The organism is Citrobacter sp. 50677481, assembly GCF_001463265.1.
GTDB classification, from domain to species: domain Bacteria; phylum Pseudomonadota; class Gammaproteobacteria; order Enterobacterales; family Enterobacteriaceae; genus Citrobacter_A; species Citrobacter_A sedlakii.
Map to the genome: position 1 here is coordinate 22839 of NZ_LNHZ01000005.1, position 14191 is coordinate 37029.

General features: G+C 55.6%; 13 protein-coding genes and 2 tRNA genes. 5 read left to right on the forward strand and 10 right to left on the reverse strand.

The window, feature by feature from the left end; genetic code table 11:
• Positions 1 to 4 precede the first annotated feature (4 nt).
• Entirely contained in the window at positions 5 to 1150 is a 1146-nt protein-coding gene (locus APU02_RS03230) for a glycerate kinase (protein ID WP_060569252.1), read from the forward strand.
• 100 nt (positions 1151 to 1250) lie between these two features.
• Positions 1251 to 1532 (forward strand): peptidylprolyl isomerase PpiC, encoded by a 282-nt coding sequence (ppiC, locus tag APU02_RS03235; RefSeq protein ID WP_001140251.1) that lies wholly within the window; start codon positions 1251 to 1253, stop codon positions 1530 to 1532.
• Between the two features lie 63 nt (positions 1533 to 1595).
• Here ppiC and ilvC read toward each other — a convergent pair whose 3' ends face one another.
• On the reverse strand, positions 1596 to 3071 hold the full coding sequence (ilvC, locus tag APU02_RS03240) for a ketol-acid reductoisomerase (RefSeq protein ID WP_060569253.1): 1476 nt from the start codon (positions 3069 to 3071) through the stop codon (positions 1596 to 1598).
• A gap of 152 nt (positions 3072 to 3223) precedes the next feature.
• Here ilvC and ilvY point away from each other — a divergent pair, with 152 nt between their 5' ends.
• Positions 3224 to 4114: an HTH-type transcriptional activator IlvY gene (gene ilvY, locus APU02_RS03245; RefSeq protein WP_042292841.1), complete on the forward strand. Its 891-nt coding sequence runs from the start codon at positions 3224 to 3226 to the stop codon at positions 4112 to 4114.
• On the opposite strand, the gene ilvA is transcribed toward ilvY, so the two are convergent.
• From ilvA to ilvL, 6 genes are all read right to left on the reverse strand, one after another.
• Positions 4111 to 5655, reverse strand: a complete 1545-nt coding sequence (gene ilvA, locus APU02_RS03250) for a threonine ammonia-lyase, biosynthetic (protein ID WP_042292866.1) — start codon at positions 5653 to 5655, stop codon at positions 4111 to 4113. The genes ilvY and ilvA overlap by 4 nt on opposite strands.
• A 2-nt stretch (positions 5656 to 5657) precedes the next feature.
• Positions 5658 to 7508, reverse strand: a complete 1851-nt coding sequence (gene ilvD, locus APU02_RS03255) for a dihydroxy-acid dehydratase (protein WP_042292842.1) — start codon at positions 7506 to 7508, stop codon at positions 5658 to 5660.
• A gap of 62 nt (positions 7509 to 7570) precedes the next feature.
• Positions 7571 to 8500: a branched-chain-amino-acid transaminase gene (ilvE, locus tag APU02_RS03260; protein WP_042292843.1), complete on the reverse strand. Its 930-nt coding sequence runs from the start codon at positions 8498 to 8500 to the stop codon at positions 7571 to 7573.
• Positions 8501 to 8519: 19 nt separating this feature from the next.
• Positions 8520 to 8783 (reverse strand): acetolactate synthase 2 small subunit, encoded by a 264-nt coding sequence (gene ilvM / locus APU02_RS03265; RefSeq protein ID WP_042292846.1) that lies wholly within the window; start codon positions 8781 to 8783, stop codon positions 8520 to 8522.
• Positions 8780 to 10426 (reverse strand): acetolactate synthase 2 catalytic subunit, encoded by a 1647-nt coding sequence (ilvG, locus tag APU02_RS03270; RefSeq protein WP_060569254.1) that lies wholly within the window; start codon positions 10424 to 10426, stop codon positions 8780 to 8782. The genes ilvM and ilvG overlap by 4 nt, the downstream gene beginning before the upstream one ends.
• 139 nt (positions 10427 to 10565) lie before the next feature.
• Positions 10566 to 10664 carry an ilv operon leader peptide gene (ilvL, locus tag APU02_RS03275; RefSeq protein WP_001311244.1) on the reverse strand — a complete coding sequence of 33 codons (99 nt, stop codon included), beginning with the start codon at positions 10662 to 10664 and terminating at the stop codon, positions 10566 to 10568.
• Positions 10665 to 11015: 351 nt separating this feature from the next.
• Between ilvL and APU02_RS03285 the strand changes: the two genes are divergently transcribed.
• Positions 11016 to 12536 carry a YifB family Mg chelatase-like AAA ATPase gene (locus APU02_RS03285; protein WP_060569255.1) on the forward strand — a complete coding sequence of 507 codons (1521 nt, stop codon included), beginning with the start codon at positions 11016 to 11018 and terminating at the stop codon, positions 12534 to 12536.
• 25 nt (positions 12537 to 12561) lie between these two features.
• Here APU02_RS03285 and maoP read toward each other — a convergent pair whose 3' ends face one another.
• Positions 12562 to 12900: a macrodomain Ori organization protein MaoP gene (gene maoP / locus APU02_RS03290; RefSeq protein ID WP_042292859.1), complete on the reverse strand. Its 339-nt coding sequence runs from the start codon at positions 12898 to 12900 to the stop codon at positions 12562 to 12564.
• Positions 12901 to 13018: 118 nt separating this feature from the next.
• On the opposite strand from maoP, the gene hdfR reads away from it, so the two are divergent.
• Positions 13019 to 13852, forward strand: a complete 834-nt coding sequence (gene hdfR / locus APU02_RS03295; protein WP_060569256.1) for an HTH-type transcriptional regulator HdfR — start codon at positions 13019 to 13021, stop codon at positions 13850 to 13852.
• 95 nt (positions 13853 to 13947) lie between these two features.
• Here hdfR and APU02_RS03300 read toward each other — a convergent pair.
• Positions 13948 to 14023, reverse strand: a tRNA-Trp gene (locus APU02_RS03300).
• An 8-nt stretch (positions 14024 to 14031) separates the two neighbouring features.
• A tRNA-Asp gene (locus APU02_RS03305) sits at positions 14032 to 14108 on the reverse strand.
• Between the last annotated feature and the right edge of the window lie 83 nt (positions 14109 to 14191).

The window sequence follows — 14191 nt, forward strand, 5'->3', positions numbered from 1 at the left end:
CACGATGAAAATAGTCATTGCACCAGATTCATTTAAAGAAAGTTTATCGGCCATGCAGGTGGCTACCGCTATCGAGCAGGGATTTCGTGAAATTTATCCCGAGGCCGAGTATGTCAAATTGCCGATGGCAGACGGCGGCGAAGGTACCGTCGAGTCAATGGTTGAAGCAACCGAAGGCCATTATCTGTTCCAGAATGTGACCGGACCGCTGGGGACGCCAGTACAGGCGCGCTGGGGTATGCTGGGAGATGGGAAAACGGCAATCGTTGAAATGGCCTCCGCATCCGGACTGCATCATGTCCCGCCAGAACGCCGTAACCCTATGCTCACCACCAGCTATGGCACCGGTGAACTGATCCTTGCCGCGCTGGACCACGGCGTTGAGCGCATTATTCTCGGGATTGGCGGTAGCGCCACCAATGACGGCGGCGCAGGTATGCTACAGGCACTTGGTGTGGCGCTGCTTGATACAAACGGGAAATCGCTTCCTTTCGGCGGCGGCGCGCTAAGCGACCTGGCCATCATCGATGCCTCAGGCTGCGACGCTCGACTGAAAAACGTTTCTGTCACCGTCGCCTGCGACGTTAACAATCCACTCTGTGGCGCAACAGGAGCGTCAGCCATCTTCGGTCCGCAAAAAGGGGCAACGCCGGAAATGGTTGCCTCCTTAGACGCTGCGCTGGCCAACTTTGGTAAACGGCTTCAGGACGCAACCGGACGAAACGTGATGACGACGCCTGGCGCAGGCGCCGCAGGCGGCATGGGCGCGGCGCTGTTAGGGATACTGAACGCGGAGTTAAAGCCGGGCGTGGAGATTGTTATTGACGCGCTGCATCTCGATAGCCTGGTCGCGGATGCCAGCCTGGTGATCACCGGTGAAGGTCGTCTTGATAGCCAGAGCATCAGCGGTAAAACGCCGATTGGCGTCGCACGCTGCGCTAAGCGGTATCAGAAACCGGTGATCGCGCTGGCGGGCGGCTTAACGACCGATCACCAGATTGTGCATCAGCACGGGCTGGACGCGGTGTTCTCCGTGCTGACGCGAATCGCCACGCTGCCGGAAGCGCTACAGGATGCGGAATACAACCTGCGCGTTTCGGCACGCAATATTGCCAGCGTCTGGAAATTATCACAGCAGCAGATGCGCTAATCTTCAGCCAGGCCAGCAAGCAGTAGCTGGCCTGGATATTCTTTCTCACCAGCCCCGTGCTAAAATCGCCCGCTTCACTCATCCCACGCAAGGCACGATCATGGCAAAAACAGCAGCAGCACTGCATATTCTTGTTAAAGAAGAAAAACTGGCGCTGGATCTTCTTGAGCAGATTAAAAACGGCGCCGACTTCGGCAAACTGGCGAAGAAACACTCAATCTGTCCGTCTGGCAAACGCGGCGGCGACCTGGGCGAATTCCGTCAGGGCCAGATGGTTCCGGCATTCGATAAAGTGGTCTTTTCCTGCCCGGTACTGGAACCAACCGGTCCGCTGCACACCCAGTTCGGCTACCACATCATTAAGGTGCTGTACCGTAACTAACAAAAAACCCGGTGTCTTCAAACACCGGGTTTTTTATCTTTGCCGGATGCTGGCAACGCGGAATTAGCCAGCGACAGCGATACGCTTCATATCGGTCATATAGCCGCGCAGTTTCTTACCTACCTGCTCGATAGCATGGCCGCGAATCGCCTCGTTCACATCGCGCAGTTGCGCGTTGTCTACCGCTCCTTCCGCAATCGCTTTGCCCAGATCGCCCGGCTGCAGGGTGGTCATGAACTCTTTCAGCAGCGGTACGCAGGCGTAAGAGAACAGGTAGTTGCCGTACTCGGCGGTATCAGAGATAACCACGTTCATTTCGTACAGACGCTTACGGGCGATGGTGTTCGCAATCAGCGGCAGTTCGTGCAGGGATTCGTAGTACGCAGACTCTTCGATGATGCCGGAATCCACCATGGTTTCGAACGCCAGCTCAACGCCCGCTTTCACCATCGCGATCATCAGTACGCCTTTATCGAAGTACTCCTGCTCGCTGATTTTGCCTTCATACTGCGGCGCCGTTTCAAACGCGGTTTTACCGGTTTCTTCACGCCAGGTCAGCAGTTTCTTATCGTCGTTCGCCCAGTCCGCCATCATGCCGGAGGAGAACTCGCCGGAGATGATGTCGTCCATGTGTTTCTGGAACAGCGGCGCCATGATGGTTTTCAGCTGTTCGGACAGCGCGTAAGCACGCAGTTTCGCCGGATTAGACAGGCGGTCCATCATCAGCGTAATGCCGCCCTGCTTCAGCGCTTCGGTGATGGTTTCCCAGCCGAACTGAATCAGTTTTTCCGCGTATGCCGGGTCGGTGCCTTCTTCCACCAGCTTGTCGAAGCACAGCAGAGAACCCGCCTGCAGCATGCCGCACAGAATGGTCTGCTCACCCATCAGGTCAGATTTCACTTCCGCAACGAAGGACGATTCCAGCACGCCCGCGCGGTGGCCACCGGTCGCTGCCGCCCATGCTTTGGCAATCGCCATGCCTTCGCCTTTCGGATCGTTTTCCGGGTGAACCGCGATCAGGGTCGGCACGCCGAAGCCACGCTTGTACTCTTCGCGTACTTCCGTACCCGGGCACTTCGGCGCCACCATCACCACGGTGATGTCTTTACGGATCTGCTCGCCCACTTCAACAATGTTAAAGCCGTGAGAGTAACCCAGCGCGGCGCCGTCTTTCATCAGCGGCTGTACGGAACGCACCACGTCAGAGTGCTGCTTGTCTGGCGTCAGGTTTACCACCAGGTCCGCCTGCGGGATCAGCTCTTCGTAGGTACCCACTTTAAAGCCGTTTTCGGTCGCTTTACGCCAGGACGCACGCTTTTCGGCAATTGCTTCTTTGCGCAGGGCGTAAGAGATATCCAAACCGGAGTCACGCATATTCAGGCCCTGGTTCAGACCCTGCGCGCCACAGCCGACGATGACCACTTTTTTACCCTGAAGGTAGCTCGCGCCATCGGCAAATTCGTCGCGGCCCATAAAGCGGCATTTGCCCAGCTGCGCCAACTGCTGGCGCAGGTTCAGTGTATTAAAGTAGTTAGCCATGGGTGATACCTCGTGATGTTGTGTGTCTTATTGTTCGGTTCGCGTTTCAGCGAGAATGTACCCACATTACAACAGGAAATTTATTGCGGAAATTGATATATTCACAACGTCATGTTGCAATTTTTGCAATGTAAAAAGAGGGAGTGGAATCGGTGGATTTACGCGATTTGAAAATGTTCCTGCATCTGGCGGAAAGCCGTCACTTTGGCCGCAGCGCCCGGGCGATGCACGTCAGCCCGTCCACGCTTTCCCGACAGATACAGCGCCTTGAGGAAGACCTTGGCCAGCCGCTGTTCGTGCGCGACAACCGCACCGTCACGCTCACGGAAGCGGGCGAAGAGCTACGGGTCTTTGCCCAACAGACCTTATTGCAGTATCAGCAACTGCGGCACACGCTCGATCAGCAGGGACCGTCGCTCTCCGGCGAGCTGCATATTTTCTGCTCCGTGACCGCCGCTTACAGTCATTTGCCGCCTGTTCTCGATCGCTTTCGCGCGGAGCACCCCTCGGTGGAAATTAAACTCACCACGGGCGACGCCGCCGACGCGATGGAAAAGGTGGTGACGGGCGAAGCGGATCTCGCCATTGCCGGGAAACCCGAAACGCTGCCCGGCGCAGTGGCATTCTCGATGCTGGAGAATCTGGCGGTGGTGCTGATCGCCCCGGCGTTACCCTGCCCGGTACGCAGTCAGGTCGCGGTGGAAAAACCCGACTGGTCGACAGTGCCGTTCATCATGGCTGACCAGGGGCCAGTGCGCCGCCGCATTGAGCTGTGGTTTCGCCGCCATAAAATCAGTAACCCCATGATTTACGCAACCGTCGGCGGGCATGAAGCGATGGTGTCGATGGTCGCGCTCGGCTGCGGCGTGGCGCTGCTGCCGGAAGTGGTGCTGGAAAACAGTCCTGAACCGGTACGCAATCGCGTGATGATTTTAGAGCGTAGCGACGAAAAAACCCCGTTTGAGTTGGGGGTGTGCGCAACGAAAAAGCGGCTGCATGAGCCGCTGATTGACGCGTTCTGGAAGATATTGCCGAACCACTAGCCCGCCAGGAAGAAACGGAACGCCGGGTTTTGAGTTTCGTCGTGACACTCATAGCCCAGTTCGTTCAGGCGAGTTTCGAAATCCGGCTCGTGATCGCCCAGTTCGAAGGCTGCCAGCACGCGCCCGTAGTCGGTGCCATGGCTGCGGTAATGGAACAAAGAGATGTTCCAGTGGGTGCCGAGCGTATACAAAAACTTCAGCAAGGCGCCGGGAGATTCCGGAAACTCGAAGCTGTAAAGTCGTTCTTTCAGCGGCTTAGATGGACGCCCGCCGACCATATAGCGCACATGGAGCTTCGCCATCTCGTCGTCAGAGAGATCGACCACGCTGTAGCCGCCGTCATTCAGCAAATTCAGGATCTCTTTGCGCTCTTCCAGACCGCGGCTTAAACGCACGCCGACAAAAATGCAGGCATCTTTGGCATCGGCAAAACGGTAGTTAAATTCCGTTACCGAACGACCGCCGAGCAGCTGGCAAAATTTCAGAAAGCTGCCCTTCTCTTCCGGAATGGTCACCGCCAGCAAGGCTTCACGCTGTTCACCCAGCTCACAGCGCTCGGAAACGTAGCGCAGGCCGTGGAAGTTAACGTTAGCGCCAGACAGCACGTGCGCCAGACGTTCGCCGCGAATGTTGTGCTGGGCGATATATTTTTTCATGCCCGCCAGCGCCAGCGCGCCGGACGGTTCCGCCACCGCACGCACGTCCTCGAACAGATCTTTCATCGCCGCGCAGATAGCATCGCTATCAACCGTGATAATATCGTCAAGATACTCCTGGCACAGACGGAAGGTTTCATCGCCGATGCGTTTGACCGCCACGCCCTCGGCAAACAGCCCCACACGCGGAAGATCGACCGGATGCCCGGCATCAAGCGCCGCTTTCAGGCACGCGGAGTCTTCCGCTTCAACGGCAATGACCTTGATCTGCGGCATCAGCTGTTTGATCAGCACCGCCACACCTGCCGCCAGGCCGCCGCCGCCCACCGGCACGAACACGCGATCAAGGTGAGCGTCCTGCTGGAGCAGTTCAAGGGCCAGCGTTCCCTGCCCGGCAATCACCATCGGGTGGTCGAACGGCGGCACCCAGGTAAAGCCCTGCTGCTGCGCCAGTTCGATCGCTTTGGCTTTCGCCTCATCAAAATTCGCGCCGTGTAGCAGGACTTCTCCGCCAAAACCGCGCACCGCATCCACTTTGATATCAGCAGTCGCAACCGGCATGACAATCAGCGCCTTCACGCCCAGACGCGCAGAGGAAAACGCCACGCCCTGCGCATGATTGCCCGCCGACGCGGTGATCACACCGCGCGCTTTTTGGTCCTCGGTTAAGCCCGCCATCATCGCGTAAGCGCCGCGCAGCTTAAAGCTGTGCACCGGCTGGCGGTCTTCGCGCTTCACCAGGATGACGTTGTCGAGGCGCGAGGAGAGTTTTTCCATTTTTTGCAGAGGCGTGACCTGCGCCGCTTCATAAACCGGCGCGCGCAGCACCGCCCGGAGATATTCCGCCCCCTCGGGGGCGGCTGATAAGGGTTGTGACTCGGCCATCATTAGCCCCCAAGTTTGGATTTGTCGCGCACCGCGCCTTTGTCTGCGCTGGTCGCGAGGCTGGCGTAGGCGCGCAGGGCAAACGATACCTGACGCTGACGGTTTTTCGGCGTCCAGGCTTTGTCACCGCGCGCTTCCTGCGCTTCACGGCGCGCCGCCAGTTCGGCGTCGCTCACCTGCAACTGAATGCCACGGTTAGGGATATCAATGGCGATCAGATCGCCATCTTCAATCAGGCCAATATTGCCGCCGCTTGCCGCTTCAGGGGAAACGTGGCCGATGGAGAGACCAGAGGTCCCGCCAGAGAAACGACCATCAGTGATCAGCGCACAGGCTTTGCCGAGGCCCATGGATTTCAGGAAGCTGGTTGGGTAGAGCATTTCCTGCATTCCCGGACCGCCTTTCGGCCCTTCGTAGCGGATCACCACAACGTCGCCTTCCACCACTTTGCCGCCGAGAATGGCTTCTACCGCGTCGTCCTGGCTTTCGTAGACTTTCGCCGGGCCGGTGAAAGTCAGGATGCTGTCATCCACGCCTGCGGTTTTTACGATGCAGCCGTTTTCCGCGAAGTTACCGTACAGTACCGCCAGACCGCCGTCTTTGCTGTAGGCATGTTCCAGCGAGCGGATACAACCTCCCGCGCGATCGTCGTCCAGTGTCTCCCAACGACAGTCCTGCGAGAATGCTTTGGTGGTGCGAATGCCAGCCGGACCGGCACGGAACATCTGCTTCACGGCCTCATCCTGCGTCACCATCACGTCGTACTGCTCAAGCGTTTGCGGCAGCGTCAGCCCCAGTACGTTTTTCACGTCACGGTTCAGCAACCCCGCACGATCCAGTTCGCCGAGGATCCCCAGCACGCCCCCCGCACGGTGGACATCTTCCATGTGATACTTTTGGGTGCTTGGCGCCACCTTGCACAATTGCGGCACTTTGCGGGACAGCTTGTCGATATCGCTCATGGTGAAGTCAATCTCCGCTTCCTGCGCGGCGGCCAGCAGGTGCAGAACAGTATTGGTTGAACCGCCCATGGCGATATCCAGCGTCATGGCGTTTTCGAATGCTGCCTTGCTGGCGATGTTGCGCGGCAGCGCGCTGGCGTCGTCCTGCTCGTAGTAGCGTTTCGTCAGCTCAACGATGCGTTTGCCGGCGTTAAGGAACAGCTGTTTACGGTCAGCGTGGGTCGCCAACAGCGAACCGTTGCCCGGCTGAGAGAGGCCCAGCGCTTCGGTCAGGCAGTTCATGGAGTTGGCGGTGAACATTCCGGAACAGGAACCACAGGTCGGGCAGGCAGAGCGTTCAACCTGATTGCTTTGGTCGTCAGAGACTTTCGGGTCTGCGCCCTGGATCATCGCGTCGACCAGATCGAGTTTGATGATCTGATCGGACAGTTTGGTTTTCCCGGCTTCCATCGGACCGCCGGAAACAAAGATCACCGGAATGTTCAGGCGCAATGAGGCCATAAGCATTCCGGGGGTGATTTTGTCGCAGTTGGAGATACAAACCATCGCATCAGCGCAGTGGGCGTTCACCATGTACTCGACTGAATCGGCGATCAATTCGCGGGACGGCAGCGAATAAAGCATCCCTCCGTGGCCCATGGCGATACCATCATCCACGGCGATGGTGTTGAACTCTTTCGCCACGCCACCTGCGGCTTCTATCTGTTCGGCAACCAGTTTACCGAGATCGCGCAGGTGCACGTGCCCCGGCACGAACTGGGTAAACGAGTTCACGACCGCAATGATCGGCTTACCAAAATCGTCATCGGTCATTCCAGTGGCGCGCCACAGCGCGCGGGCTCCCGCCATATTGCGGCCATGAGTGGTGGTGGCGGAACGGTACTTAGGCATACTTTTTACTCCCAGTGTCTGTCTGTGAAATGGGACGGTGCGTGCCGTCCCATTTTTTATTCTTAGTGATTAACCTGATCCAACCAGCCGTATTTATCTTCCGTTTCACCGGTGAAGAGACCGAAGAAGGCTTGCTGAATGCGCTTCGTGACCGGACCGCAGCGGCCTTCGCCTACCTGGATTCCGTCAACGCTGCGCACCGGGGTGATTTCCGCCGCGGTACCTGACATAAACACTTCGTCAGCCAGATACAGGGATTCACGGGACAGGACCTGCTCGCGCACTTCGATACCGAGGTCTTTCGCCAGTTTGATGATCGCGTCGCGGGTGATACCCGGCAGCGCGGAAGAGGTAAACGGCGGCGTGAACAGCACGCCATCTTTCACTTCAAACAGGTTTTCGCCTGCGCCTTCGGAGATATAGCCATTCACGTCCAGGGCGATACCTTCCTGATACCCATGGCGGCGGGCTTCGCTGCCCACCAGCAGAGAGGAAAGATAGTTGCCGCCCGCTTTCGCCGCCGTCGGAATGGTATTTGGCGCTGCGCGATTCCAGGACGACACCATCGCATCGATCCCCTGTTCCAGGGCTTCGGCGCCCAGGTATGCGCCCCATGGGAACGCTGCGATGATCACGTCGGTGTTGTATCCCGGAGGTGGGTTCACGCCCATGCCAACATCACCGACAAACACCAGCGGACGTATGTAGGCGCTGGTCAGGTTGTTTTTACGGATCACGTCGCGACAGGCTTCCATCAATTCGTCCACGCTTTGCGAAACCGGGAAACGATAAATTTTGGCTGAGTCATGCAGACGCTGCATGTGTTCACGATGACGGAACACCACCGGTCCTTTGTGAGAGTCGTAGCAACGGATACCTTCAAACACGGACGTACCGTAATGCAGCGCGTGGGACATCACGTGGACTTTCGCGTCCTCCCAACGAACCATCTCCCCATTGAACCAAATGTAATCAGCTTTTTTTGTCGTCATTTTTTTCTTCCTGTCGCGCTCAAGCACGGATTTGTTGTGATGTGGTTGTGCTCTGGCAGATGGCAACATGTGCAACGTCTACCAGTTTTGTTAACTGACTAAACAGTAAGTCGACCGACCGAGGACTGGCAACGGTTAATTCGATATTGATGTTTTGCGCATCGCTGGCGGCTTCCATATTCATGGCGCATACCTGAAATCCGCGATGACGGACCACGCGCAATACGCGTTCTAACGTTTCGGGATTAAAGCGCGCTTCAACGGCGACCTGATGTTGCATCATAATGTTTTCTCCAGCATTTCAGAGTTGCTGGCGCCAGGCGGCACCAGAGGCCAGACATTCTCAAGTTCATTGATTGAGACATGAAGCAGGTATGGCCCCTCGCTGTTCAGCAGGGTGTCGAGTGCCGCTTCAACCTGGTCTTTACGGGTGATGTGTTGGCCAGGGATGCCGAAAGCGCTGGCTAACATAAGGAAATCGGGGTTATCAGTCAGAGTGGTTTCGCTATATCGTTCTGCAAAAAACAGTTGTTGCCATTGTCGAACCATCCCTAACCGTTGGTTATCCAGTAATACCATCTTCAACGGTAACTGCTTGCGTTTTACGGTGCCTAACTCCTGAACGTTCATCATGAAGGAGCCATCACCGGAGATACAGATTACGGTATCGTTGGGCCGCGCAACCTGTGCGCCCACCGCAGCCGGTAAGCCAAACCCCATGGTGCCTAATCCGCTGGAGGTGATGAAATTCTCCGGACGGGTATAAGTCATGTGTTGCGCTGACCACATCTGGTGCTGGCCGACATCGGTTGTCACCACGCAGTTTGCCGGTTTACGTTCGGACAACTGCTTCAACAGCAGCGGCGCGTAAATGGCATCGCCCGGATGGTCGTAGCGCCAGCCGTGTTCCGCTCGCAGTTCCGCGTTACGCTGGCGCCACGCATCGATATTTACCGGTTGCTGTAATGCAGGCAGAAGGGCATTTAAATCACCCTGCAGCGCAACGTGGGCCTGGCGCAGTTTGTTCAACTCAGCCGGGTCGATATCCATATGGATCACACTGGCGTGCGGCGCGAAAGTGTTTAATTTGCCAGTCACCCGGTCATCAAAACGTGCGCCGATCGCAATCAGTAAGTCGCACTCCTGTACCGCGAAATTTGCCGCTTTGGTGCCATGCATACCAAGCATCCCCAGATAGTACGGATAGTCAGCCTCCACGGCGCCCAACCCTTTCAGCGTACAGGTAACGGGCATTTGTGTTGTCGCCAGAAACTCACGCAGCGCCGGTACCGCCTGCGCCATTCCTACGCCGCCGCCGACGTACAACATAGGTTTTTGCGCCTGCGCCAACATAGCGCGAGCCTGTTCAACTTCTGCATGGGGGAAAGCCGCTTCGCTTTCAACGGTGGTGAAATATGGTTCCAGCGCACCGCTGGCTAACTGGATATCTTTCGGGATATCGACCAGTACAGGACCGGGACGGCCGGAACGGGCGACGTCAAACGCCTCTGCCATGATGCGTGGCAATTCTTCCAGCGACTGCACCAGGAAACTGTGTTTGGTGCAGGCCAGCGAAAGACCTAATACATCCACTTCCTGAAATGCATCAGTACCGATGAACGGCGCAGAAACCTGCCCCGTGATAGCCACTACCGGAACGGAATCCAGCAGCGCATCCGCCAGGCCGGTGATCAGGTTAGTCGCCCCCGGACCGGAAGTGGCGATACAGACTCCGGTTTTACCTGTAGCGCGGGCGTAGCCAATAGCGGCCATCGCAGCACCCTGCTCATGGCGGCACAACAGGTGCTCCACGCCACCGTCATACAACGCATCGTAGACCGGCATAATTGCGCCACCGGGATAGCCGAAAACGGTCTCGACACCCTGCGCACGCAACGCATGTACCACCCACTGTGCTCCATTCATAGTTAGTTCCCCGCCGTAAATCCTGAGAAACAGAATTTTATGCTGTTATTCATTGTCTGCTCCTCGATGGTAGTTTTAAGGTCAAAAAAAACCCCCGGACCTTTCGGTGCGGGGGTCTTAGTTCGTTAAGGCTTGATTTCTAAGCCTTTCCTCGTCCAAGTGCAGCCCCGCACGGTGGGATAATAATCACCACCACGCTAATCACGACCAGGCTAATCACTCGTAGAAGGGCTGTCATTTTTGTCGATTCTTGCATCTTGTTCGAAGGAATGCCTAAAGAGTTACCATAGATTTTGCCGATTGCACAAGATTTTTTTGGTTTGTTTTTTCCGCCGCGGCTGATGGTTTAACGTAACGTCGTTGTTTTTTATACAAAAAGTAATATTTGAAAAAAATTCACCTTGCACGGGTAACTCGCTGTTTCCGTTGTGCAACATACCTGTCTGATCGCCTTTTGCGAGCAGTCTTCCGGAATACGGTTTTATGCTTTCAAATTCAGTAAAAATATCGGAATCATCCTCGAAAAAACGCAAAATTACACAACATTCACCCTAACGCGTAGGCCATAATCATGGCCTCTGGAGGGGCTATGTCACTGTCAATTGTTCATACGCGAGCTGCGCTCGGCGTTAACGCGCCGGCTATCACAATCGAAGTCCATATCAGTAACGGACTCCCAGGCCTGACGCTGGTGGGGCTACCGGAAACCACCGTAAAGGAGGCCCGGGATCGGGTTCGTAGCGCTATTATCAATAGCGGGTATGAATTCCCGGCTAAGAAAATCACGATTAATCTTGCCCCTGCCGATCTCCCCAAGGAGGGAGGGCGATATGATTTACCTATCGCCGTTGCGCTTCTGGTGGCTTCTGAGCAGCTTAAGACCCATAGGCTTGATCAATATGAGTTAGTGGGCGAATTAGCGCTTACAGGCGCGCTACGTGGCGTTCCTGGCGCCATCTCCAGCGCTACCGAAGCGATACGCGCAGGAAGAAGCATCATCGTTGCAAAAGAGAATGAAGACGAAGTAGGACTGATTGACGGCGATGGCTGTCTGATAGCCGACCATCTGCAGGCAGTCTGCGCATTTCTGGAAGGCAAGCAGCCGCTCGATCCCCCTTCCTCGAGCGTATGGGGTTCTTCGCCCACTCACGACGATCTCAACGATATTATTGGCCAGGAGCAAGGTAAGCGCAGCCTGGAGATTACGGCGGCAGGTGGACACAACCTGCTTCTTATTGGCCCTCCGGGCACCGGTAAAACAATGCTTGCCAGTCGGCTTAATGGATTACTACCACCTCTAAGTAACAAAGAGGCGCTGGAAAGCGCGGCAATCCTTAGCCTGGTTAATTCGACCAGTGTGCAAAAGCAGTGGAAACAGCGCCCCTTTCGATCGCCACATCACAGCGCATCCCTGGCGGCAATGGTCGGTGGCGGCTCCATTCCCGGACCCGGTGAAATTTCTCTGGCGCATAACGGCATACTTTTTCTCGATGAACTCCCCGAATTCGAACGACGCACATTAGATGCGTTACGTGAGCCGATAGAGTCCGGGCAGATTCACCTTTCGCGCACGCGGGCTAAGATCGCCTATCCGGCGCGTTTTCAATTGGTTGCGGCAATGAACCCCAGCCCTACCGGACATTATCAGGGAAAACACAATCGATGTACGCCAGAACAAACACTGCGCTATCTTGGCCGGCTGTCCGGACCGTTTCTCGACCGCTTCGATCTTTCGTTGGAGATCCCGTTGCTACCTGCAGGTATGCTCAGTCAGACTGAAGTCAAAGGTGAAAGTAGCGCTACGGTTAAGCAGCGGGTCATCGCTGCGCAGGAACGGCAGTACAGGCGCCAGGGTAAACTCAACGCACATTTGCAAAATAAAGAAATTCGTCAGCATTGCCCGTTGAACAACGAGGATTCGCAGTGGCTGGAAGAAACGCTCATCCATCTGGGGTTGTCTATCAGGGCGTGGCAACGTTTGTTGAAGGTTTCCCGGACCATTGCCGATCTCGAACAGGCGGAAGGGATCACTCGCCAGCATTTACAGGAAGCAGTGAGCTACCGGGCCATAGACAGGTTGCTTGCTCATCTGCAGAAACTCCTGACGTAAAAAAAGGGCTTACGCCCTTTTTTCGTTAGTCATCAGACTCAGTGTAGTCTTCAGCCCCTTCCATCTGCGGTTTACCGCCTGACAGGGTGTGGAAACGTTTTGGACGCTTGATGCGCGACATGTATTTAGACCATACACGTTCCGCTTCGGTCACCGGCTCGCGTTCACCACGGCATACCGCCACAAAGAGTTTCTCTTCCTCGGTAACCGGCTCACGCTTGCCAAGATCCAGCTCGTTGAAGGCATAACCATGACGCTCAAGCAGTTGTGCCTCTTTGATGGTGAAATCACCATGACGAGAGAACCCGCGTGGATAATATTTGTTGTCGAAATATCGATTAGTCGTCGTAAAGCTTTCCGCCATCCTGCACGCTCCTAATTCTTTGGCCGAGCTATTTATGGCGCGGAGTATTAGTTACGCTTGACAGAGTGTAAAACAAAACATTTAAATCATAACGACAAATAATTTTGCGGAGAGCACTGTGGATACGGAATTGCTAAAAACTTTCCTGGAAGTGAGCCGGACACGCCACTTTGGCCGGGCTGCGGAAGCACTCTATCTGACACAGTCGGCGGTGAGCTTTCGCATCAGACAGCTGGAAAACCAGCTGGGCGTGAACCTTTTCACACGCCACAGAAACAATATCCGCTTAACAGCAGCGGGGGAGAAGCTTTTACCCTATGCCGAAACGCTGATGAATACGTGGCAGGCGGCCCGCAAAGAAGTCGCCCATACCTCAAGGCATAATGAGTTCTCTATCGGTGCCAGCGCTTCTTTGTGGGAGTGTATGCTCAATGACTGGCTGGGTCGGCTATACCAGACACAAGAGCCGCAAACCAGCCTGCAATTCGAAGCGCGTATTGCCCAGCGCCAGTCTCTGGTCAAGCAGTTACATGAGCGTCAGCTTGATCTGCTGATCACGACCGAAGCGCCGAAGATGGATGAATTCAGTAGTCAGTTACTTGGGCATTTCACCCTGGCGTTATACTGCGCGCGCCCTTCTACGCTAAAGGATGCGTTGAATTATCTGCGGCTGGAGTGGGGTCCGGACTTTCAGCAGCATGAAGTGGGTCTGATCGCCTCGGATGAAATACCCGTGCTAACCACCAGTTCCGCCGAACTGGCCAGACAGCAACTGTCGGCGTTGAATGGTTGCACCTGGTTACCCACAGCATGGGCTAAGGAAAAAGGCGGTTTGCATACCGTTGCCGACAGTGCAACGCTATCGCGTCCGTTATACGCCATATGGCTGCAGAATAGCGATAAACATGCGCTGATCAGAGATCTTTTAAAAACCGGCGTACTGGAAGAATAAAACAATCATGAGGCAAGGATGCCGATAAGAAGGGATGGTGAATTCACTGTTTTACAAACAAAAAAAATCCTTAGCAAATGCTAAGGATTATTTTATGGCAGGGGCGGAGAGACTCGAACTCCCAACACCCGGTTTTGGAGACCGGTGCTCTACCAATTGAACTACGCCCCTAATTAGGGTGGCGGAACGGACGGGACTCGAACCCGCGACCCCCTGCGTGACAGGCAGGTATTCTAACCAACTGAACTACCGCTCCACCGAATTTTTCTACAACCACTGATTTTTACACCAGTCTACTGCTTAATTTGATGCCTGGCAGTTCCCTACTCTCGCATGGGG

Excerpts from the sequence above, each read along its gene's own strand:
- APU02_RS03230 (WP_060569252.1), top strand. The coding sequence starts at position 5 with ATGAAAATAGTCATTGCACCAGATTCATTTAAAGAAAGTTTATCGGCC.
- ppiC (WP_001140251.1), top strand. The coding sequence starts at position 1,251 with ATGGCAAAAACAGCAGCAGCACTGCATATTCTTGTTAAAGAAGAAAAA.
- ilvC (WP_060569253.1), bottom strand. The coding sequence starts at position 3,071 with ATGGCTAACTACTTTAATACACTGAACCTGCGCCAGCAGTTGGCGCAG.
- ilvA (WP_042292866.1), bottom strand. The coding sequence starts at position 5,655 with ATGGCCGAGTCACAACCCTTATCAGCCGCCCCCGAGGGGGCGGAATAT.
- ilvD (WP_042292842.1), bottom strand. The coding sequence starts at position 7,508 with ATGCCTAAGTACCGTTCCGCCACCACCACTCATGGCCGCAATATGGCG.
- ilvE (WP_042292843.1), bottom strand. The coding sequence starts at position 8,500 with ATGACGACAAAAAAAGCTGATTACATTTGGTTCAATGGGGAGATGGTT.
- ilvM (WP_042292846.1), bottom strand. The coding sequence starts at position 8,783 with ATGATGCAACATCAGGTCGCCGTTGAAGCGCGCTTTAATCCCGAAACG.
- ilvG (WP_060569254.1), bottom strand. The coding sequence starts at position 10,426 with ATGAATGGAGCACAGTGGGTGGTACATGCGTTGCGTGCGCAGGGTGTC.
- ilvL (WP_001311244.1), bottom strand. The coding sequence starts at position 10,664 with ATGACAGCCCTTCTACGAGTGATTAGCCTGGTCGTGATTAGCGTGGTG.
- APU02_RS03285 (WP_060569255.1), top strand. The coding sequence starts at position 11,016 with ATGTCACTGTCAATTGTTCATACGCGAGCTGCGCTCGGCGTTAACGCG.
- maoP (WP_042292859.1), bottom strand. The coding sequence starts at position 12,900 with ATGGCGGAAAGCTTTACGACGACTAATCGATATTTCGACAACAAATAT.